Source organism: Streptomyces sp. NPDC024698 (assembly GCF_055559015.1).
The window spans coordinates 127,365-148,059 of sequence record NZ_JBVHLK010000006.1 but is presented as its reverse complement, the minus strand read 5'-3'; the positions used below and the strand labels follow the sequence as shown (position 1 = coordinate 148,059).

17 protein-coding genes are annotated in these 20,695 nt (G+C 72.2%); 7 read left to right on the top strand and 10 right to left on the bottom strand.

Annotated elements, in window-relative coordinates; all coding sequences use genetic code 11:
* Positions 1-246: 246 nt before the first annotated feature.
* Entirely contained in the window at positions 247-2,469 is a 2,223-nt protein-coding gene (locus tag ACZ4AA_RS16235) for an FUSC family protein (RefSeq protein ID WP_467601618.1), read from the top strand.
* A gap of 97 nt (positions 2,470-2,566) precedes the next feature.
* On the opposite strand, the gene ACZ4AA_RS16230 is transcribed toward ACZ4AA_RS16235, so the two are convergent.
* Genes ACZ4AA_RS16230 through ACZ4AA_RS16220 form a run of 3 tightly spaced genes read right to left on the bottom strand, consistent with a single transcriptional unit; the run spans position 2,567 to position 4,019 of the window.
* Positions 2,567-3,121 carry a TIGR03086 family metal-binding protein gene (locus tag ACZ4AA_RS16230; protein WP_467601616.1) on the bottom strand — a complete coding sequence of 185 codons (555 nt, stop codon included), beginning with the start codon at positions 3,119-3,121 and terminating at the stop codon, positions 2,567-2,569.
* Entirely contained in the window at positions 3,118-3,660 is a 543-nt protein-coding gene (locus ACZ4AA_RS16225) for an SRPBCC family protein (protein WP_467601614.1), read from the bottom strand. The genes ACZ4AA_RS16230 and ACZ4AA_RS16225 overlap by 4 nt, the downstream gene beginning before the upstream one ends.
* Positions 3,657-4,019 carry an ArsR/SmtB family transcription factor gene (locus ACZ4AA_RS16220; protein ID WP_467601612.1) on the bottom strand — a complete coding sequence of 121 codons (363 nt, stop codon included), beginning with the start codon at positions 4,017-4,019 and terminating at the stop codon, positions 3,657-3,659. Before ACZ4AA_RS16220 ends, ACZ4AA_RS16225 begins: the two co-directional genes overlap by 4 nt.
* A 204-nt stretch (positions 4,020-4,223) precedes the next feature.
* On the opposite strand from ACZ4AA_RS16220, the gene ACZ4AA_RS16215 reads away from it, so the two are divergent.
* Together ACZ4AA_RS16215 and ACZ4AA_RS16210 are read left to right on the top strand one after the other, a co-directional pair.
* Positions 4,224-4,802 carry a hypothetical protein gene (locus ACZ4AA_RS16215; protein ID WP_467601610.1) on the top strand — a complete coding sequence of 193 codons (579 nt, stop codon included), beginning with the start codon at positions 4,224-4,226 and terminating at the stop codon, positions 4,800-4,802.
* A 246-nt stretch (positions 4,803-5,048) separates the two neighbouring features.
* A complete protein-coding gene (locus ACZ4AA_RS16210) occupies positions 5,049-5,495 on the top strand; it encodes an SRPBCC family protein (protein ID WP_467601608.1) in 447 nt (148 codons plus the stop codon).
* 119 nt (positions 5,496-5,614) lie between these two features.
* Here ACZ4AA_RS16210 and ACZ4AA_RS16205 read toward each other — a convergent pair whose 3' ends face one another.
* Entirely contained in the window at positions 5,615-6,733 is a 1,119-nt protein-coding gene (locus tag ACZ4AA_RS16205) for an AI-2E family transporter (protein WP_467601606.1), read from the bottom strand.
* Between the two features lie 431 nt (positions 6,734-7,164).
* Here ACZ4AA_RS16205 and ACZ4AA_RS16200 point away from each other — a divergent pair, with 431 nt between their 5' ends.
* A complete protein-coding gene (locus ACZ4AA_RS16200) occupies positions 7,165-10,035 on the top strand; it encodes a SpoIIE family protein phosphatase (RefSeq protein WP_467601604.1) in 2,871 nt (956 codons plus the stop codon).
* 90 nt (positions 10,036-10,125) lie between these two features.
* Here the strand turns inward: ACZ4AA_RS16200 and ACZ4AA_RS16195 are convergent, their stop codons facing one another.
* On the bottom strand, positions 10,126-10,953 hold the full coding sequence (locus ACZ4AA_RS16195) for an alpha/beta fold hydrolase (RefSeq protein WP_467601601.1): 828 nt from the start codon (positions 10,951-10,953) through the stop codon (positions 10,126-10,128).
* 380 nt (positions 10,954-11,333) lie between these two features.
* Between ACZ4AA_RS16195 and ACZ4AA_RS16190 the strand changes: the two genes are divergently transcribed.
* On the top strand, positions 11,334-12,200 hold the full coding sequence (locus ACZ4AA_RS16190) for a cytochrome P450 (RefSeq protein ID WP_467601599.1): 867 nt from the start codon (positions 11,334-11,336) through the stop codon (positions 12,198-12,200).
* Here ACZ4AA_RS16190 and ACZ4AA_RS16185 read toward each other — a convergent pair.
* Complete coding sequence (locus ACZ4AA_RS16185; protein WP_467601596.1) at positions 12,118-13,005, bottom strand: GntR family transcriptional regulator; 888 nt, start codon at positions 13,003-13,005, stop codon at positions 12,118-12,120. The two genes, ACZ4AA_RS16190 and ACZ4AA_RS16185, sit on opposite strands and share 83 nt — an antisense overlap.
* 371 nt (positions 13,006-13,376) lie before the next feature.
* Here ACZ4AA_RS16185 and ACZ4AA_RS16180 point away from each other — a divergent pair, with 371 nt between their 5' ends.
* The gene (locus ACZ4AA_RS16180) at positions 13,377-14,753 is read left to right on the top strand and encodes a cellulose binding domain-containing protein (RefSeq protein WP_467602465.1); all 1,377 of its coding nucleotides are present in this window, start codon (positions 13,377-13,379) and stop codon (positions 14,751-14,753) included.
* An 84-nt stretch (positions 14,754-14,837) separates the two neighbouring features.
* On the opposite strand, the gene ACZ4AA_RS16175 is transcribed toward ACZ4AA_RS16180, so the two are convergent.
* The 4 genes from ACZ4AA_RS16175 to ACZ4AA_RS16160 form a co-directional block, all read right to left on the bottom strand.
* On the bottom strand, positions 14,838-15,767 hold the full coding sequence (locus ACZ4AA_RS16175; RefSeq protein ID WP_467601594.1) for an SGNH/GDSL hydrolase family protein: 930 nt from the start codon (positions 15,765-15,767) through the stop codon (positions 14,838-14,840).
* Positions 15,768-15,987: 220 nt separating this feature from the next.
* Positions 15,988-16,647: an acetoacetate decarboxylase family protein gene (locus ACZ4AA_RS16170; RefSeq protein ID WP_467601592.1), complete on the bottom strand. Its 660-nt coding sequence runs from the start codon at positions 16,645-16,647 to the stop codon at positions 15,988-15,990.
* On the bottom strand, positions 16,644-18,356 hold the full coding sequence (locus tag ACZ4AA_RS16165) for an FAD-dependent oxidoreductase (RefSeq protein WP_467601590.1): 1,713 nt from the start codon (positions 18,354-18,356) through the stop codon (positions 16,644-16,646). Before ACZ4AA_RS16165 ends, ACZ4AA_RS16170 begins: the two co-directional genes overlap by 4 nt.
* Positions 18,356-19,006, bottom strand: a complete 651-nt coding sequence (locus tag ACZ4AA_RS16160) for a TetR/AcrR family transcriptional regulator (RefSeq protein ID WP_467601588.1) — start codon at positions 19,004-19,006, stop codon at positions 18,356-18,358. Before ACZ4AA_RS16160 ends, ACZ4AA_RS16165 begins: the two co-directional genes overlap by 1 nt.
* A 256-nt stretch (positions 19,007-19,262) precedes the next feature.
* Between ACZ4AA_RS16160 and ACZ4AA_RS16155 the strand changes: the two genes are divergently transcribed.
* Entirely contained in the window at positions 19,263-20,654 is a 1,392-nt protein-coding gene (locus ACZ4AA_RS16155; protein WP_467601586.1) for an NAD(P)-binding domain-containing protein, read from the top strand.
* Positions 20,655-20,695: the final 41 nt, after the last annotated feature.

Here is a 20,695-nt window from a genome sequence, read left to right as displayed (position 1 = left end):
GCCCTGTGGACAGGCCCTGTTGCCGTCGTCCGCGACGGCGGACCGCCGGTCGCGCGGAGCGGAGCCCGGAGGGCATCACGGGCCGCCGCGCGGCCACCGGATCGGGCCGCGGACCGGAGGACGTCATGTCCCGGAACGCGGGTCCGCGTCCCGGCGCGGGCGCTGACCGTGCCCCCGGCCCGGTCCCGGCCGACAATGGGCGTACGGCGGGGACGGGCCCGGGGAGGCGCCGGGGAAGGAACATCCATGCCGAAGCGGCCCCGCTCCCCCGGTCGTGCAAGGGCCGCGCGGCAGTCCGCACGGGTCACGGTCGCGGCCGCCACGGGCTTCTACACGGCTCTCTACGCCCTGGACCGTCCGGTCGTCGCCGTCTACGCCCTGTTCGCGCCGATCGCGCTCGGCATCCTCTCCCCGATCCCGGGGGGTGGCCGGGACCGGGCGCGGACCGTCCTGTTCGCCCTGCCGGTGGCGGTGGCGCTGACGGCGCTCGGCACCACGCTCGCCGTGACCACCGCCTCCGCCGTGGCGGGGATGCTGGTGATCGGCTTCGCCATCTCCTTCGCCTCGGCCTACGGACCCGCCGCGGCGAGCGCCGTACCGGGACTGCTGCTCTTCTACGTCCTCGCGTGCTTCCCGCCCTACGAACCGGACACCCTGCCGCAGCGGCTCGGCGGCCTGGTGGCCGGTGTCGCCCTGCTGGTCCTGTGCGAACTGCTGCTCCTGCCCGCCCCGTCCGTGCAGCCGTATCGCGCGCGGATCGCCTCCGCGCTGGATCTCGCGGCCGCCTCGGCGCTCGCGTTCGCCCAGGGCCACCGGCACGATCCCGAGCGGGCCCGGACCCTGCGTGACGCGGGGCTCGCGTTGCGGCTGTCGCAGGCGCCACCGGCTTCGCGCCCGACCGGAGCGGGCCGCACGGACCGCGGGCTGGCGCAGGCCGGAGCCGCGACACGGCGGGTTCTGGACCAGCTGGCCCGGATGACCGAGCGGCCGGACTCCGCGACGGCCGCCGATCCGCCCTCCGAGGCGCTGCTGCGCGGTGTCGCGGCCGGCTGCACCGCGACGGCGGCCGCGCTGCGGGGCACGCGCGCCGTCCCGGGGCCCGAGGCCCTGGAGGAAATGGTCGCCGAGTTCGTCGCCGTCCGCGCACGGCCGTCCGACGGTGGGCTCGACACGGACGCCAAGGCCTCGCAGCGCCTGCTGGAATGCCGGTCCGACCTGCTGGTCACCGCGGCCTCGGCCCTGACCGCGCAGGCCGCTGTGGCCGTGGCGATCGGTGGCCGGCGCGACGCGGCGGGGCTGCCCGCCGAGCAGTTCTGGTACGCGGAACCCTCCGCACCACGGCTGCTGGCACTGCGCCTGACCGGCAACCTCACCCTGCGCTCGGTCCTGTTCCAGAACGCCGTACGTACCGCCCTGGGGCTCGGCGCGGCTCGTCTCGTGGCCGGGGCGCTCGAACTCTCGCACGGGTTCTGGGTCCTGCTCGCCGTGCTGACACTGGGGCGCACGACGGCGGGAGCGACCTGGTCCACGGTGCGCTCGGCGGCGGTCGGCACGCTGGTGGGAGCGCTGGCCGCGGGGGTGCTGATCCTCGGGGCGGGCGGCACCGTCGCGGTGTACGCGGTCGTGCTGGTGCCGATGATGTTCGTGGCCTTCTCCGTGGGGCCGATCGCGGGGCCCGCCTGGGCGCAGGGGTTGTTCACTCTGGTCGTGGCCGCGGCCTTCAGCCAGCTCGCCCCGGCGGACTGGCGGCTGGCGGAGACCCGGCTGCTCGACGTCCTGGCCGGCTGCACGATCGGGCTGGTGTGCGGCGTGCTCGCGTGGCCCGCCGGGGCCCATGCCGAGGTCCGGCGCGGGGTGGCGGAGGTGCTCCGTTCGGCGGCGCCCCTGGTGCGGGTCACCGCGTCCGCCGTCGTCTGCGCGCCAGGGACGTCAGGCGCCTTCGGCACGCCCGGCGATCGCGCCTCCGCGGACGGCACGGCCGAGGAGGCGCTCCGGCTGACCCGGCACCGGCTCCGTATCGCCGAGGGCGCCTACGCGCAGTACCGGACGGAGGGCGGCAGGGATGCCGTGGACAGCGGTCCCGACTGGCACCTGGCGCTCAACTGCGCCTCGCACGCGGTGATCGGGTCGCACTGGCTGCCCCGGCAGGCGTACGGTCCCGCGCCGCCCGACGCGGTCAGGTGGGCGCGGGAGTCGGCGGCCCGGCTGGCGACGGCGATGGACCGGGCTGCGGCCTTCCCGCCCGGCGGCGTACGGGCGGCGCCGGTGCCCCTTCCGCACGAGGTCGTCTCCTCCGCCCCGGCGCCCGTGCTGCCCGCGCTGGTCGACATCGACACCTGGTTGCGGACCCTGGCGGCGGAGCTGACCGGGATCGGCGGCCGTGGTCAGGACGAGCCGCCTCCCCCGGTCCGGGGCGAGGGAACACGACCGGTGACCGCCCCCGACACCCCGGCCCGCGCGGACGGCTGACGGGCCGGACGGGGGGAGGACCGTTCGGTCGGCAGGGTCGGGGGCGGTCACCGGAGCTGTCAGCCGACCGGGCCGCGGGCTTCCCCGCCGGACCGCCTCAGGGCCGGCGGCCGATGAAGGCGAGCAGGCGGGTCTGTACGTCGGCGGTGTCCGGGACCTCCACCCGAGGCCCGTACTGCCCGCTCGCGCGCAGCACCTCGTCGAGCGGCAGCATGCCGTCGAGCATCCGCGCGCATCTGCCGGGGTCGAGGCGCTCGTCCTGGCCGCTGGCCCGTGCCAGGTCCCAGGTGTGCATGAAGACGTCGGCGGTGTAGAAGCGGTCGACCGCCTGGTCCAGCGGCACCTCGCCGATGTGCGGGTTGGACAGGACCCTGTGCGCCGTCTCCGGATCGTCGAGGAGTGTCTGCACACCGTCGCTGTGCACCGTCCAGGCCTTCACCGGGTCGTCGTCCACCGAGGGCCCTTTCGGCAGTTCGACCCCGGCGCCCGCCTTCAGGAAGCCGGGGAACCACTCGACCAGGTGGCGCACCACGTCGCGGGCGACCCAGCCCTCGACCGGCGCGGGGTGGTCCCAGGCCTCGGGGCGCACTCCGCGCACCCGTTCCGTGAAGACCCCGGCGATGGTGCGGTGCTCGTCTGCTGCGCTGGTCATGGTCTCAAGCCTTCCGTCTCGGTTCGTGATCCGGGATTTCCGCCCGGGCGGCCGCCGAGCAGTTCGTCGAGCCGCTCATGGCCCTCGCGGACACCGCCGCCCATACCGCTTCTGATCATCGAGTCGCGCGCCTCGACGGACCCCAAGAGGGAGATGGTGGTGACCCGGGTCCGGCCGCCGAGGTCCTCGAACCGGGTGGTCTCCAGGCTGACGCCGTCCGGGAAGCCGTCGTAGGCGAAGGTCTGCACGATGCGCTCGTCGCGGCGCACCTCGTGGAACACTCCGCGGAACCCGTACTCCCTCCCGTCGGACTCGTGGTGCGTGTAGCGGTACGAGCCGCCGGTGCGCGCCTCGTACACGTCGATCCGCATGGTCAGCCGGCGCGGGCCGAGCCATTGCACGACCAGATCCGGATCGGTGTACGCCCTGAAGACGCGCGCCACGGGGGCGTCGAACTCCCGGGTGATGAGGATGGTGGGCAGCGCCGGGTCGGCCTCGATCCGTGTCTCGCGCCGGTCGCGCGGGTCCGTCGTGCTCACGATGCCGCCTTGTTCGCGGCGGTGCCGTCCCCCGGTTCGTCCGCCATCCGGTCGAGGACGGCGTCGAGCCTGCGGAAGCGGTCCTCCGCCTCGCGGCGGTAGCGCTCGATCCATCGCGTCATCAGGTCGAAGACCTCGCCTTCGAGATGGCAGGGCCGACGCTGGGCGTCCCTGCTGCGGCTGACCAGACCCGCGTCCTCCAGCACCCTGATGTGCTTGGACACGGCCTGCACGGTCACGTCGTAGGGCTCGGCCAGTTCACCGACCGTGGCGTCCCCCGAGGCCAGCCTGGCCACGATGTCGCGCCGCGTCGGGTCGGCCAGGGCCGAGAACACCCGGGACAGCCGGTCGTCGGACACCTCTCACCTCACGTAATCAACCAGTCGGTTGAATAACCGTACGACCGGCTCGCGCCGTAGTCAACCAACTGGTTGAACACGGCGGGTCCGGTCCCGGTGCTCGGGACGCCGATGGGGTCGCGTGCCGGGCATCCCGCTGACACGGGGACACCCCGCGTGACAGGGTCGGCGGTGATCGAAGACAACAGCGGCGAAGGGGCTTCCGTGGACACGAGCACGTGGGACACGCTGGTCGGCTCGATGAAGAGCGCCTACGTCAAGGGAGTGCGCGAGGGTGCCGTGCCCCGGCCGGTCATCATGCCGCTCGTGCGGGGCGAGCTGGTCGGGCTGATCTGGGTCCGTCCGACGAAGCCCGGGGCCGACGCCCTCACCGGCATCGCGGCGCTGTCGAACATCGCCGCGGCGGCGGGCGCGGACGAGGTCGTCCTGGCCTGGGAGACGCACGAGGTCGCCACCGCCTGCGAGCTGCCCGTCGTCGGGCCCGCCCCCTGTCTGAACATGGTCCGCGCCACCCCGGACGGCCATGTGCTGCACCAGTTCCCGTACGGCGAAGAGGTCCCCTCGGAGTCCTCCGGGACCCCGGAGGACCTTCATGCCGCCCTCGCATGGAGCGAGGCCCTCGCGCCGCGGCCGGGCGGCGAGCTCCCGCCGCCGGTCCGGGCCGCCGTCGACTACGCCTTCACTCCGATGGACCTGGACCATCCCAACCCCTTCGGCGTCACCGTCGTCCTGATGGAGGAGGACGGCTACACCGTGCGCCTGACCGACGGATTCGACCACTGAAGAAGCCCGTGCGCCGCGCCCGCCGGGCCGTCCGCCCCTAGGGCGTGTCCGCAAAGTCGCGTCGTGCGCCCGGAGGGCGGGCCCGGCGGCATCATGGGGGTCCCCCCTGCTCGAAGAGCTTGGGGGAGCGTGCCAGGCGTCGCCGGGCAGGCGAGACTTTGCGGACACGCCCTAGGCTGAACGGGCGTGGGCCAGGCCCCGCGCGCCCCCCAGCGGGCGGTCCGTGATCGCAGCACAGGAGGAACCGTGTCCGGTCAGTTCGAGGCGACAACCGAGATCAACCGCCCCATCGAGGAGGTCTTCGCCTTCCTCGCCGCCGGTACGAACGACCCCGAGTTCAGCCCCAGGGTGCAGTCGATCGCGAAGACCCCGGAGGGCCCGACGGCCGTGGGGACCGTCTTCACGAGCACGGTCAAGGACGCCGGCATGAAGACGGGCCGCAAGTTCCGGATCACCGAGTTCGAGCCGTCCCGCCGGATCCGCTGGGCCGAGGTCTCCAAGAACATCGTGATGGCGAAGGAGGGCGGCTACGACCTGGAGTCCACCGGCCCCGGGACGACCCGCGTGAGGATCTTCAACGTCCTCGAAGGGCATGGCGTCGGCAAGGTGCTGGTGGGCTTCGCGCTGAGTGCGGCCCGCAAGGACGCGGACGCCTTCGGCCGACGGATCAAGGCGGCCGTCGAGGCCTCCTGACGGTCACAGCGGTCGGGGTACGACGTCACGGCGGCGCCGGGGCCACGGCGCCGCCACCGGTGCGGCCGCCGGCGGGGCCGGGGCGCCCGCCCCGCCACCCCCCGCCTCGCGGATCGCCGTCACGGATCGCCCGCCCCGGCCTTGCCCGTCGACTCGGCGGCCGGTTCGGGCGCCCCGGACCGGCCTCCCGGTGAGCGCCCGGAGGGTTCCGGCTCGGGGCGTGCCCGCAGCTCGCTGATCACCGACCAGGCGACCGACACCATCGGGACCGCCACGACCGCACCGGTCACACCGGCCAGGATGCTCCCGGCGATGACGGAGACGGCCACGACCACGGGATGCAGCCGGACCGCCCAGCTCAGGACGAGGGGATGCAGGACGTGCCCCTCCAGCTGGCCGATGACGACGATCAGGGCGAGCACGATGATCGCGACGACCGGCCCCCGGGTGGCGAGCGCGACGACGGTGGCCACGCCGAGCGCGACGGGTGAGCCCACCAGGGGGATGAACGCGGCGAAGAACTCCAGCAGCGTCAGGGGCAGCGCGAGCGGGACGCCCAGCACGTAGAGGGCGATGCCGACGAGTACGGCGTTGGTGCCCGCCACGATGATGATGCCGCGCGTGTAGCCGGCGAAGGTCCGCCAGGCCGCCCGCCCGCCACGGTCCCACGGGTCCCGCGCGCTCTGCGGCATCAGTTCCTGGAACCAGCGCCAGAACTTGTCACCCGAGCGGATGAAGAACAGCGAACAGAACAGCGCGAGCACCAGTCCGGTGACGAACTCGACCACTCGGCCCGCGCCGTTGAGGGCGCTGCTGATCAGTACGGAACGGTGCTCGGAGACGAAGTTGACCACCTTGCCCTGGAGACCCGACAGCACCGCGTGGCTGAGATGGAAGGGCGAGCCCTCCAGCCATCGTTCGATCCGCCCCAGGCCTCCGGCGAACTCATGGCCCAGCTGCCCCGACTCGCCCGCGACGACGCGCCCGACCAGCGCCATCACGCCGAGCACCACCAGGATGCTTCCGAGGATGCTGACGATCACCGCCGGGGTCCTCGGCATGCGGCGGGCCAGCAGATCGGCGAGCGGACGCAGGACCGCCGTGATGACGAGCGCGAGGAACAGGGCCACGGCGACGAGCTGAAGTTTTCCCAGGAGCGCGAAGACCGCGTAGGCGACGACGCCGACGACGATCAGCCGCCAGGCGTACGCCGCGGCCACCCCCAGCCCGTGGTTCACCGGGAACGCCTGGCGGCCTCCGGTACCGCGCCGGGCGTCCGTGCGTGCCAGCGCGACCGCCCGGGTGCCGCGCGAGGAGCGGTTCCCCGCGCCGTGACGCGTCCGGGGCAGGCCGTGAGCCGTGCCGGGTTCGCCGAGCGGACCCGTCCCGGGCTCACCCGACCGTCGTCCGGGACGACGTGATCCGGCGTTCACCTGTGTGCCACCGTCCTCCCGTCGTCGGGCCCTCCCGTCACGCGCGCCCGGACGCGGACCACCGCGCGCCCCGGAGGGAATCGGGCGACCGGTCCCGGGCCGTCGATCACGCGGGTGTCGTGGCCAGCGTGGTGTCGCGCACCCCACCCCGCAACCCGGGACCCGGGCCGGGGGCGCTCTCGCGCACACACCATCGCTTTAATGTCATTTAAGACATTGCGCCCTATATTGGGTCTGTGATCAGGCGGCTGGACCTACTCGACACCGCTGACGACGGCATCACGGAAAGCGAGGTCTTCCGGCTCGCCCTTCAGCACTCCATCGCGGAGCTGGGCTGCGTCGGCGGGGCCGTCTACCTGCGGGGCCCCATGTCGGCCCTGCGTCTGGTTTCCTCCACCGGACTGCCGTCGTCGGTCACGCGCGCATGGGAGATCGTCGACCAGGACGGGCCCACGGCGACCGCACGGGCCGTGCGTTCCGGCCGGCCCGTCTGGGTGGCCGCGCTCCCCTCCGACCTGGACGAGCCCACGGCGCCGCTGTTGTCGCGGTCCGGCTGGTTCGCCGTACCGCTGACCTACGAGGGCCGCGCCATCGGTGCGATCACCTGTCTCACCGGAGACAACGAGGAACCCACGCCCGAACAGCGGGCCTTCCTCACCGCGGTGGCCGAATGGACCACGAACCGGCTGAAGAAGATGCCGGCGCCGACCCGGATGCGCACCGACCTCGACACCACTCCGGTCGGCACGTGGGAGTGGGACGTGCGCACGGGCGAGCTGCTGTGGGACCCGGCGGCCATGAAGGTGTACCAGACCGAGCCCGGGCAGTTCGTGCCCGGTGTCGAGTCCTGGATGAAGGTCGTGCACCCCGACGACCTCGCGAGCACCCTGGCCGCGGCCGAACGCACCATCCGCACCCACGCGCCGTTCGAGGCCGAGTACCGGGTCCGGCGCGGCGACGGGGGCTACACCTGGACCCGCGCGTCCGGTCATGTGGTGCTCGACGGCGAGGGCCGGGTCGCGCGCATCGTCGGCAAGGGCTGGGCGAGCGACGCGGCGCGCTCCACCCGCGACGCGCTCAGCCGTGCCCTGCGGCACATGAGCGACGCCTTCCTGTCGGTGGACGACGACTGGCGGATCACCTTCGCCAACCTGGAGGCGGAGCGCATTCTCGGTTCGGCCGACGAGCAGCTCTTCGGCCGGAGCCTGTGGGAACTGCCCGCGCTGCGCCATGTGCCCGAGCTGGAGGAGCGGTGCCGGGACGGTGACGGGCAGGCCTCGGCCGCGGGTTTCGACATCACGGTGGCCGACACCGGACGCTGCTACGACCTGCGGATCGTCCCCGTACCCGGCGGCCTGACGGTGTACTTCACCGATGTCACCGACCGCCGCCGCCGTGAGGCCGAGCAGGTGGCGGCCGTCGAGGTCGCCACCGAGCGGGCGAGCCGGACCGCGGAGCTGACCACACAGCTCGCCTCGGCGACCACCTCCGAGGACGTGGTGACGGCTCTCGCCCAGCGCGTCCTGCCCCCGTTCGGCGCCCAGGCCCTGCTCGTTCTCGTCCTGGAGGACGAGAAGCTGGTGCGGATCGGATCCGTCGGCGGTCCGGGATCGTTCCCGGGGCCGATGCGCGCGGCGCACGGTCTGGAGCCGGCGGACACCGGTCCCGCCGGGGAGGCGGTCCGTACCGGCGCACCGCATTTCTACTCGTCGCGCGAGGAATGGGCCGCGGACTTCCCCGCCGCCGGCAACCGGCCTCCGGCCGGCCAGGAAGCCTGGGCGTTCCTGCCTCTGACGGCCTCCGGTCACACCTTCGGCGTGTGTGTCATCGCCTACGACACCGAGCACCGTCTGACGTCCGAGGAACGTACGCTCCTCATCACCATCAGTGCCCTGGTGGCGCACGCGCTGGAGCGGGCACGGCTGTACGAGGCCGAGCTCACCCGCTCCGAGGAACTCCAGCAGGCGCTGCTGCCCAGGGGACTGCCCACCGTGCCCGAGGCGACCGCGGCGGCGCGCTATCTGCCGGCCGGTGGGACCTCCGACGTGGGCGGGGACTGGTACGACCTGATCCCGCTGTCCTCCGGCCAGGTGGCCCTGGTCGCCGGTGACGTGATGGGCCGCGGTCTGTCCGAGGCCGCGACCATGGGGCGGCTGCGGACGGCGCTGCACACGCTGGCCGCCCTGGAACTGCCTCCCGACGAGATCATGGGCCACCTCAACGACATCGTGAGTGGCCTCGGCGATCACTCGTACGCGACCTGTCTATTCGCGCTGTACGACTCCACCGACGGATCGTGCACCATGGTGAGGGCGGGTCATCCACCGCCGCTCGTCGTCCGCCCGGACGGCAGTGCCCACTTCCCCGAGATCGCCGTCAACCCTCCGCTGGGCGCCGCGTTCCCGCCGTTCGAGACGACGGAACTGGAGCTGCCCGCCGAAAGCCTGCTGGTCCTCTACACCGACGGGCTGGTGGAGTCGCCGCAGCGGGACATCGACCAGGGCATGGAACAGCTCGCCGGGCTGCTCGCCGGCCAGGAGGGCACCCCCGATCTGGAGAAGCTGTGCGACTCCGTGACCGCCGGACTGCTGCCGGGCGGGCCCACCGCCGACGACGCCGCCCTGCTGATCGCGCGTCTGCACCACGTGGCCGACCGGCAGGTGGCTTCATGGGCCCTGCCCGAGGGTCCCGAGGCCGCGGGCGAGGCCCGGCGCCATGTACGGGAGCAGCTCGCCCAATGGCACCTGGAGGACCTCGTCATGACGACGGAGCTGCTGGCCAGCGAGCTCGTCGGGAACGTCATCCGGCACGCCAACGGCCCCATCGGGCTTCGCCTCCTGTGCAGCGGGACGCTCGTGTGCGAGGTGTCCGACGCGAGTCTGACCATGCCCCGCATCCGGCGGGCGACGGACACCGACGAGGGGGGCCGCGGGCTCCAGCTCATCAACGCCCTGTGCGAGCGCTGGGGCAGCCGCTACACCCCGGACGGCAAGGCCATCTGGACCGAACAGGCGCTCCCCGACACGGCCGAGGGTGCGGACGGGACGGGCGATCCGGGCGGGACGGACGGGGACGGGCCCGCCGGGTCCCCCGGCTCACCGTCCTGAGGCGGTGTCCGGCGGGACCCGGCGGGCCCGTCCCGTGCGTCGGGTGGCGTTCCCGTATTCGGGAGGCGTTCCCGGAGGAAGGCGCCGGTGTCAGCCGCGCGCGAAGGCCAGCAGGTCCGCGTTGAACACGTCGGCGAACCTGGGCACCATGGCAAGGCCGTGCGGGGCGCCCGGATACACCTTGTAGACCGCGCCCTTGACGAGCTTCGAGGACTTGTCGCCCGAGGCCACGATGGGCACGATCTGGTCGTCGTCGCCGTGCACGATCAGGGTCGGGACGTCGATCTTCTTGAGGTCCTCTGTCAGGTCGGTCTCGGAGAACGCCTTGACGCAGTCGTAGGCGCCCTTGACGCCCACGGTCATGCCCCAGAGCCAGAACTCGTCCCGCGTCCCCTGGGTGACGGTCGATCCCTCACGGTTGGCGCCGTAGAACGGGGCGCTGAGGTCCCGGTAGAACTGCGACCGGTCGGTCTCCACGCCCTTGCGGATCTCGTCGAAGGCGTCGATCGGCAGGCCTTCGGGGTTCGCGTCGGTCTTCAGCATCAGCGGCGGGATGGCGCCGACCAGGACCGCCTTGGCCACCCGGCCCGAGCCGTGCCGGCCGATGTAGCGGGTGACCTCGCCGCCGCCGGTCGAATGGCCGACCAGGATGACGTCCCGCAGGTCGAGCGTCTCGATGACGGCCGCGAGGTCGTCGGCGTACGTGTCCAGGTCGTTGCCGTCCCAGGGCTGACCGGAGCGTCCGCCACCGCGCCGGTCGTGGGCGACGGCCCGGAAGCCGTTGTCCGCCATCACCTTCATCTGGGCGTCCCAGGCGTCCGCGGTCAGCGGCCAGCCGTGGGAGAAGACGACGGGCTGGCCCGATCCCCAGTCCTTGTAGAAGATCTGCGTGCCGTCCTTGGCGGTGGCATAGGGCATGGACGGGTCCTCTCGCATCTGGTCCGGAATGCGTACGCCGGTGACTCCCCGCGACGGCCCTCACGTCCCGCATGCCACGAGGTTTCGGCGCCACTTCGCGGATCAGCGGTGGGCGCACGAGGGGCGGCAGGACGACCGGCAGCACGAAATAACCGGAATGAGCACGTTGTCCAGATCACACTAGCCCAGGTGCCACGCCGCGGCGCGGCGGACCGCACCGGCCCGAGCCAAGGCGCGACCTCCGCGACCATGGGCCCGGACCGAGCCGTCGGGGCGATCTTGCCTGTCCGGTGGCGCGCGGTGGCGGCGGCTTCCGTTTCTTTCGGCAGCGCCCGGACGTCGGCGCGGTGTCCGAATCGATCACCGAGTCCGGAGCCCGAGTGTCCGCTCCCTTCGTACCGTCCCCGCCCCCTCGCCTCCTGGCCGAACGGGTGCGGGATCCCTATCCGTACTTCGCCTGGCTGCGCCGGCACGCGCCCGCCCACGCGGACCGCAGGTCCGGTCGGCCCACCGTGTGGCAGATCTCCCGCTACGCGGACGTCCGAGCCCTCCTGACCGACGGACGGCTGAGCAAGGACCCGGACCGGGTAGCCGGATACGTTCCGGGGCCGGCCGGGCTGAACCGGCATCTGGTCCACGCCGACCCCCCGGACCACACCCGTCTTCGGGCCCTGGTGAACGCGGCGTTCGTACCCCGCCGTATCGCCGGTCTCGAACCCTTCATCGCGGACACCGCCGACCGACTGCTGGACCGGATCGAACACGACACCCACGTCGACGTGATCGCGGCCGTCGCGGCTCCGCTGAACCTCATCGGCAACGGCATGCTGGCACTGCTCCGGAACCCGGACCAGGCCGCCCGGCTGACCGCGCCGCAGGCGGGGCCGGCGCTCCTCGGCACAGCGGTCGAGGAACTGCTGCGCCACGACTCCCCCGTGCGGGACGCAACCTTCCGGTGCGCCGCCGAACCGATCAGCCTGCACGGCCGGCTGATCCGGAAGGGAGACATCGTCAGCCTCCTGATCGGTTCCGCCAACCGGGACGAGGCCCGCTTCCCTGACGCCGACCGGCTCGACGTGGGCCGTACCGACCGAGGGCGCGCTGGCGTTCACCGAGAAGCGTCCGCCGGCCTGGAGCGGGTGAGCGGCGGCACGCCCGCCGCCGTCACGTCGCGGGGCCGCTCTCCCCTCGCCCCGCATCGGGTCCGAAGTAGCCGTCGGCCACCACGCCCCGCGTGGAGAAGGTGACAGGTCCGCCCGCCGGGAAGTCGCCCGGCGGAATACCGGGATGGTGCCCGCCGCCGGGCGACGGGCGCTCCGGGTGGGGGCCGAGGGCCAGCCGGGAGACGATGCGGTAGCGGTCCCCCCGGTAGATCGAGTGGACGTACTCCACCGGGCGGCCCGTGGCGTCCGAGGTCAGACGCTCGAAGAGCAGCGCGGGGGACAGCTCCGGCACATCGAGCAGGCCCGCCTCGTCGCGGGTGAGGACCGTGGGCTCGATCGACTGGACCGCCTCGGAGACCTGGATCCCGTGCCGTTCACCGAGGTGTTCGTACAGGTCGCCGTTCTCCAGTTCGTCACTGGTCAGGTCCGGCACCAGACGGGCGGGGACGTGCAGGTACTCGATGGCCATCGGTGAGCCGTCGACGAGCCGGAGCCGTGCCACGTACCGGATGTCCGCCGCGGGAGAGACGCGTAGTCTGCGTCCCACCCGGGCGCCGGCGGGCACCGTACTGAACTCCAGGAGTCTGCTGGTCCAGGTGCCAGCGGCCCGGGGCAGGCTGAAGGTCCTTGTGTCCGGGACGAGTTCCTGGGTGATCTTCTCGGCCGCCACGAACATGCCCCGGCCGTGTTCACGCACCAGGAGTCCGGCGAGAACGAGTTGGTCCACGGCCGCCCTCAAAGTGGGCCGGGAAACCCCGAGTTGTGCGCACAGGGTGCGTTCGGAGGGGATGGCGTCGCCGGGACGGCGTTCCTCGATGAGTTCCAGGATCGCGTCCCGGACCCTTTCCCGTTTCAGTACCCCGCGGGAGGCGGCGGGATCGATCTCCATACGCGACCTCGCTCGTCGTCGGTGCCCGGCCAACTGGTATGCCCTCCGACCCTAACTGGTCCACAGCTCGGGGGGATCGGTTCCGGCACGCTCGACCGGACGGGAGGCGGACATCATCCTCGTCGCACCAAGTCCCTTTGATTACAGGGGGGTTGACGAGCGCATTGGTCTATGCCACTTTCAGGCGACGCCAACTGGTAAAGCCGACCGGCTCAACTGGTCAAGCACGGCAAGTCTCCACGTGTTCCTGAGCACCCCCACCTCCCGCGGCCGGCGGGAGCCCATCGAAAGGAACCCACATGAGCAACCGTCCCCCCTCGGGCCGTCCCCTCTCGGGCCGCCGCCGCGTGGCTCTCGCCCTGTCGGCCCTCATGGGCGGCACCGCCCTGGTGGCCGTGCCGATGTCCGCCCCCGCCGCCGCGGCCGGAAGCCTCGCCGTCCAGTACCGCACCAGCGCCCCCGGAGCCACCGCCGACCAGAGCGAGCCCTGGTTCAAGGTACGCAACACCGGTTCCGCGAACGTGCAGTTGAGTCAGGTGAAGATCCGCTACTACTTCAAGGCGGACTCCGCGAGCGCCACGTACCGCTTCGCCTGTTCCTGGGCGGTCAAGGGCTGCGCGAACGTCACCGGCACCTTCGGCGCGCCGGCCCATCCCACCGGGACCGCGGACACCTACCTGGAGATCGGTTTCACCTCCGGGGCCGGCACCCTGGCACCGGGCGCCGACACCGGTGACATGCAGCTGCGCTTCTACCAGTCCAGCTGGCAGCCCGTGAACCAGGCGGACGACTACTCCTTCGGCGGCGCGCAGACCTCGTACGCGGACTGGAGCAAGGTCACCGCCCAGCTCGCCGGGACCACCGTGTGGGGCACGGCGCCCGAGGGCAACGACCCGACGGACCCGACCGGCCCCACCGGTCCGACCGACCCGCCCGGCGGTGGCCAGGCCCTGTTCGACGACTTCAGCTACACGTCGTACAGCGACCCCGCGATCTCCGCGCACGGCTGGAACGTCCGCTCCACCTCCGGCGGTCCGGGGGTCCCCGGCGCGACCTGGGACCCGTCCAAGGTCACCTTCCCCACCGTGTCCGGCAACAAGGTGATGAACCTGGAGACCTCGACCGCGGGCACCGCCGAGTCCACCCGGCAGACCGAAGTCGTCTCCAAGAGCATGAAGTTCAAGAACGGCACCTACGCGGCGCGGGTGAAGTTCGCCGACGCGCCGAAGGCGGGCCCGGACGGCGACCACCTGGTGCAGACGTTCTTCACCATCAACGACCTCACCGCGCCGATGGCCGACGACTACGCCGAGTACGACTTCGAGTACCTGCCCAACGGCGGCTGGGGCGAGCCGGGGAACATCCTCTACACGACCTCGTGGGAGACGTACAACCCCGATCCCTGGCAGGCCGTCAACCAGCACACCGAGTCGCGGCAGAGCTACGCCGGCTGGCACGACCTGGTGCTGACCATCGACGACAGCAGCATCAAGTACTACATCGACGGGCAGTTGTTCGGCACCCACGACGCCCAGTACCTGCCCGAGCGGCCGATGTCGATCAACTTCAACCAGTGGCTGATCGACCTCGCCGGACAGACCTCGACGGGAGCGCGCGCGTACGACGAACAGGTCGACTACGTGCTGCACGTCAAGGACCAGGTGCTCACCCCGGCCCAGGTCTCCTCCAAGGTGGCCGCCTACCGCGGCGCCGGCACCGCGTTCGTGGACGAGGTACCGGCTTCCTGACACGGCCGGGCCGCGGAACCTGTCGGCGAGCGCGCGGGGCGCTCGCCGACAGGGACACCGTCGATCGCCGGAGGTACCGGCCGGTCAGCGGCGGTGGTGGCCCGCTCCCCGGCCCAGCTCGGCCAGCACGGCGCTCGCCATGGCCTCCTGGCCCTTGGCGTTGGGGTGGGCCGGAGCGGCGGGCGAGGTCGGGCGCAGCGGCTCGATCCAGCGGTCGGCGGGGGCCTTGCACATGTCGTGTCCGACGGTCGGCGTGTAGGTGTCCACGTACTCGGCCCGGTTGAGGAAGGCCACCGCGCGGAGCATGAGGTTGAGCCGCTTGCCGGTGTCCCGCAGATAGGGGAAGTCCTTCGCCGCGAACGGCACCGTCGGGTAGCAGCCGCTGCCGTCGTCGGGCAGGAGGTCGGGGTAGCCGACGACCACCACGCGGGCGTGCGGCGCCCTGGCGTGCACCTCGCGCAGCACCCGGGCGACCTTGGGGGCCGTCTGGAGGATGTTCACGGTGAGCTGGTCGTAGCCCGCGGCGCCGTAGTACTGCTGACAGGGGTTGCCCGCGAGGTCCTTCGAGCTGAGCCCGGCGCAGGTGGCGATGATCGGGCCGAAGCCCACGTCGTTGCCGCCGATCTGGAGGGTCACCAGATCGGTGTCGCGCTTGACCGCGTCCAGCTGCGGCCCGTTGGTCCCCTGTGCCTTCCACATCTCGTCGGTCTTGGCGCCGGAGCAGCTGACGTCCGTGAACGAGGCGACCTTGCGGGCGGCCGCGGTGATCGTGGGGTAATTGTGGTCGGAGCGCGCGCAGTTGGCGTCGATCTGCTGCGGGATCAGCGGCCCGGAGGTGTAGGAGTCGCCGAGCGCGACGTAGTGCACGCCGTGCCCCGTGTGCCCTTCGCCCGCCTCGGCGGGGGTCGCCGCCGCGACACCGGCGACGAGCGCGCAACTGCTCAGCGCGGCCCCCAACGCCATGGCGCGCCGCCGTTTCGGATCGGCGTTTTCCGGACGCGTGTGATCGTTCATCGTGCCCCTCCCCTGAAACCCTGACAGCCTGCTGAACGGGTACCGGTGTTCCATGGCGCGCGGGATCGCGGCGCCGCGGCGGACCGGACGGCTCCTGTCCCGGCAGACCCGACCTGGTCTGTATACCGGCCGGTAGGCCGCCGGAACAGGGTTTGATCCCCCTCCACTTGTCCAACTCTCATCCATCGTCGGCGAGTTCACCCGGCGTGGATACGCTCCATCAGCGGGGCGTGACGCTCCGTGCCGGGTGCGTGGGGGAATCGGCGACGGCGTCCCCGAACCGGATGGCGAAGTCGTTCAGGGCGAGGCTGAACAGAGGCCGGCGGCGGCTCAACTCCCCCAGCGGGCTGCTCCCCTGTGCGATCCAGTGGGCCCGTGCCGTGCGTACGGTGGAACGCGAGCGCACGGAACTGGTCTTGAGAGCGCCGTCGAGGTTCTGTGCGACGCGGTAGGCGAGGGGCCAGCGGCCCGGGATCCGGCGGCCCGGTTCGAAGGCCGCGGTGGCCAGCACCTCCTTCTCCGTCGCGGCCCCGGCCCGTAGACCTGCGGTCCTGTCGATGTCGAAGTCCGCCAACTCCTTCGGGATGCCCCACAGTTCCCGGCCGCCCGCCATCGAGGCGGCGCTGTCCACCCAGATGTCGGTGATGCAGACCCGCGGGCGGTGGCCGTCCCGTACGAGGACGGCCCGGAGCAGTTCGTTGTAGTGCAGGACGCTGTCGTTCTCGTAGACGACCCAGGCCGCGCCGACCGCGCCGCGCCCGGCGACGGTGACCGGCCGGGTGCCCTCCGCCACCCGGGGCAGTTCGCGGACCGGCACCAGCCACAGCGACAGATACATCTGACCGCCCAACCGCCAGGGTTCCTCGGGGTAGCTCGTCACGGGGTGTCCTTTCCTGTGGGGGGATCCGGCCGCAGGGCGGCCGGTGCGCCCGACGGCACGGCCGGGTGGCGCGGCGGTACGGGCGGCACACGGAGGTAGGGCCGGCCGGGTGCGGGCCGGGGGTCCTCGTCGCCGTGGTTGGGCCACAGGGCGACGGCCCGCTCGGCCAGGGCGGTGATGGTGAGCGAGGGGTTCACCCCGAGATTCGCCGAGATCGTGGAGCCGTCGACGACATGCAGGCCCGGATGTCCGTGCAGCCGGTGGTAGGGGTCGACCACACCGGTCTCCGGGGTCTCGCCGACGGTGCAGCCCCCGATCAGATGTCCGGTGGTGGGGATGTCGAACAGATCGGCCCAGGTGCCGCAAGCCTGGCCGCCGCTGCGTTCGGCCGCTCTGCGGGCCGCCCGGTGCCCCGCGGGTATCCAGGTCGGGTTCGGGGTGCCCTCGCCCGAGCGGCTGGTCAGCCGCCCGCGCCCGGTGAACGTGCGGCGGAGGTACGTCGTCACGGAGTTGTCGAGGGACTGCATGACCAGCAGGACCACGGTCTGCTGGGACCAGCGGCGCGGGTTGTGCAGGCTCGGCAGGTCCCGCAGGTTGCGTGCCATCGCGGCCAGTCCGGTGAGCAGCCGGGAGCGGCCCGGCACGGGGTCGACGAGCATCGCGCCGAGCAGTCCGAGCAGATTGCTGCCGCGGCCGTACCGGACGGCCTCGACATGGGTGTTCTCGTCGAGGTGCACGGAGGAGGTGATGGCGACTCCGCGGCTGAAGTCGGCGGACGCGTCCCGGGACCGGACACCGAGGATCGCCTCGGAGTTGGTGCGGGTCAGCCGGCCCAGGCGGGACGACACCCGCGGCAGGGAGCCGCGTTCGCGCAGGCGGTGCAGCAGGTTCTGGGTGCCAAGGGCACCCGCCGCGAACACGACGTGCCGGGCGGTCAGGGTGCGTCGGCGGCGCGCCGGTCCCGCGCCGGTGCGTACCGAGGTGACGGCCCATCCCTCGCCGTCCGGGGTGACGTCGGTGACCGTGCGCAGGGCCAGCACCTGGGCCCCGGCGCGTTCGGCCAGGCCCAGGTAGTTCTTGGGCAGGGTGTTCTTGGCGTTGTGCCGGCAGCCCGTCATACAGGCGCCGCAGTGCAGACAGGCGTCGCGGTCCGGTCCCGCGCCGCCGAAGTAGGGGTCCGCGACGCGGGCGCCCGCCGCGGTGCCGGGCGGCCCGAAGTGCACTCCGACCGGTACGGCCTTGAACGTGTCCGCGCGGCCGAGGTCGCTCGCGGTGTCCCGCAGGAGCCGGTCGGCGTCGGTGAACAGGGGGTTCGCGGTGACGCCGAGCATGCGGCGGGCCCGGGCGTAGTAGGGCGCGAGTTCGCCGCGCCAGTCGGTGATGCCGGCCCAGAGCGAGCCCTCGTAGAAGGCGTCGGGCGGCTCGTAGAGGGTGTTGGCGTAGCCGAGTGAGCCGCCGCCGACGCCCGCGCCGGTGAGGACGAGGACGTCCCCGAGCAGGGTCATGCGCAGGATGCCCGTGCAGCCGAGGCGCGGGGCGAAGAGGTAGTCGCGCACCTGCCAGGAGGTCCGGGGGAAGTCGGCGTCGGCGAAGCGGCGGCCGGCCTCCAGGACCCCGACGCGATAGCCCTTCTCGGTGAGGCGCAGGGCGGTGACACTGCCGCCGAATCCGGAGCCGATGACGAGCACGTCGTAGTCGGGCGTCGCCATCAGGGCCCCTTCGGTACGAAGTCGGCGAGGACCGGGCCGATCAGGCGCGCGATGTTCGCCCGGCGGACTTCCGGGGGTTCGCCCGCGAGGCGCACCGGGCCCTCGAAGCCGGGTGCGTGGGCCGCGAGCGCGAGGTGCGGCAGCAGGACGAGCAGCAGGGACAGCAGGGCGTCGGTGTCGGCTCCGTCGCACAGGTCGCCGGTCTCGACGGCCCGCTCGACCAGGGGGCGCAGGCCGGCGAGGTAGATGTCCTGCACCGGGACGCGCACGGCGCCGCGGACGGCCGGGTCGAGCTCCATGTTGGTGGCCGCGGTGACCCCGCGTTCCAGCGGATGTCCGGCGAAGTAGTCGAACCACGCCTCCAGGGCGCCGGTCAGATGGCGGGAGAACTCCGTTGAGCCGTCGTATCCGTCGAGCCAGGGGCGCATGGCGGCGTAGATGCGCAGCGAGGTCTGCTCGGCCACGTAGGCGAACAGGTCGAGCTTTCCCTCGAAGTACTGGAACAGCGAGCCCTTGGCCACGCCGGCCTCGCGGGCGATGACGTTGAGGCTTCCGGTGGAGTAGCCGTGGGTGCCGAACTCGTCCATGGCGGCGACCAGGACCCGTTCGCGCCGCACCGGGGACAGACGGGTCCAGGTGGAAGTGGGCATGCGTGCTCCCGCGTATGACCGGGCGGTCATGTGACCGCCCGGTCATCGTCGGCGGCGTGAACAGGCGCTGTCAACGCATGCGACAGGAAATCGGAGCCGACGGCAAACACGCGCACGGACAAGCCCGTTGCCGCACCCGATACCCGAACTGCCGCTCCGGTCAAGGTCATTGACACGACGGGTCTCGCGCCTCAGCCTGTGACCACCCGGTCATGTGACCAGGTGGTCACGGACGGGTCCAGGGGAAGGGGCGGGCATGGAAAGGGTGTGTGTCATCGGGGCGGGCTCGTCCGGGATCGCCGCCTGCCAGGTGCTGGCGGCGCGCGGGATCGCGTACGACTGCTACGAGAGCGGTTCCGAGGTCGGCGGCAACTGGCGCTATCTGAACGACAACGGGATGTCGTCCGCCTACCTCTCGCTGCACATCAACACCTCACGCCAGATCATGGAGTACGCGAGCTTCCCGATGCCGCGGGACTGTCCGGTCTACCCCAGCCATGTCCACATCGCCCGGTACTTCGACAGCTTCGTGGACCACTTCGGGCTGCGGCCGTCGATCGCCTTCCGCACCGAGGTGGTGCGAGCCGAACCCGCCCCCGGCGGACAGTGGAACGTCACGACCCGCCGACTGGACTCGGGCGAGACCGCGGAACGCCTCTACGATGCCGTCCTGGTCGCCAACGGCCATCACTGGAAGCCCCGTTGGCCCCGGCCGTCGCTGCCGGGGACCGAGACGTTCACCGGCACCCAGACGCACTCCCACGACTACCGGACACCGGAACCCTTCGCGGACAAGCGCGTTCTCGTCCTCGGCATCGGCAACTCGGCCTGTGACATCGCGGTGGAGACCTCGCGGGTGTCCCGGCGCACCGTCCTCGCGATGCGGCGCGGCGCGCACATCCTGCCCAAGTACCTCTTCGGCGTCCCCACCGACCATCTCACCGGCTCCTGGCTGGCCCGGGCTCCACTGCCCGTGCAGGAGCAGGGACTTCGGCTCCTGCTGCGGCTCAGCCGGGGCCGGCTGAGCGACTACGGACTGCCGACACCCCGGCATCGCGTACTGGGGGCCCACCCCACCATCTCCGACGACCTGCTCTCGCGCCTCGGCCACGGCGACCTGACCGTGAAGCCCGCTCCCGTACGGCTGGGGGGCGACCGGGTGACCTTCGAGGACGGCAGCACGGAGGAGTTCGACGCCATCGTCCACTGCACGGGCTACGACATCGCGTTCCCGTTCCTCGACGAAAAGCTGATCGATCCGTCCGACAACGCCATCGACCTCTACCACCGGGTGGTCGCCCCGGACCGCCCCGGCCTCTACTTCATCGGACTGGTCCAGCCCCTCGGCGCGATCATGCCGCTCGCGGAGGCGCAGTCGCACTGGGTGGCCGACCTCCTGGAGGGCCGGTGCGGACTCCCTGAGCCGGAGCGGATGCGCCGCGAGACGAGCGCGTACCGCGCGAGTCTGGCCCGCCGCTACGTCACCTCGACCCGTCACACCATCCAGGTGGACGCGCGGACCTATCTCAGGGAACTGAAGAAGGAACGCCGCAGGGGCGCGTCCCGGGCCCGAAGGGGGGCCACCGGCCGAACCGGCGCCGCCGAGAGCCGGATACTCGATCGGGCGGACCGGGGCCCGCACTCATAGGCAACTCCGCGCGACCACCCGATTCCTGCGGTCCGGCCCCG

Bases quoted from the DNA above. Each gene is read 5' to 3' on its own strand.
- ACZ4AA_RS16235 (WP_467601618.1), top strand. From the start codon at position 247: ATGCCGAAGCGGCCCCGCTCCCCCGGTCGTGCAAGGGCCGCGCGGCAG.
- ACZ4AA_RS16230 (WP_467601616.1), bottom strand. From the start codon at position 3,121: ATGACCAGCGCAGCAGACGAGCACCGCACCATCGCCGGGGTCTTCACG.
- ACZ4AA_RS16195 (WP_467601601.1), bottom strand. From the start codon at position 10,953: ATGCCCTATGCCACCGCCAAGGACGGCACGCAGATCTTCTACAAGGAC.
- ACZ4AA_RS16185 (WP_467601596.1), bottom strand. From the start codon at position 13,005: ATGGAGATCGATCCCGCCGCCTCCCGCGGGGTACTGAAACGGGAAAGG.
- ACZ4AA_RS16180 (WP_467602465.1), top strand. From the start codon at position 13,377: ATGGGCGGCACCGCCCTGGTGGCCGTGCCGATGTCCGCCCCCGCCGCC.
- ACZ4AA_RS16175 (WP_467601594.1), bottom strand. From the start codon at position 15,767: ATGAACGATCACACGCGTCCGGAAAACGCCGATCCGAAACGGCGGCGC.
- ACZ4AA_RS16165 (WP_467601590.1), bottom strand. From the start codon at position 18,356: ATGGCGACGCCCGACTACGACGTGCTCGTCATCGGCTCCGGATTCGGC.
- ACZ4AA_RS16160 (WP_467601588.1), bottom strand. From the start codon at position 19,006: ATGCCCACTTCCACCTGGACCCGTCTGTCCCCGGTGCGGCGCGAACGG.
- ACZ4AA_RS16155 (WP_467601586.1), top strand. From the start codon at position 19,263: ATGGAAAGGGTGTGTGTCATCGGGGCGGGCTCGTCCGGGATCGCCGCC.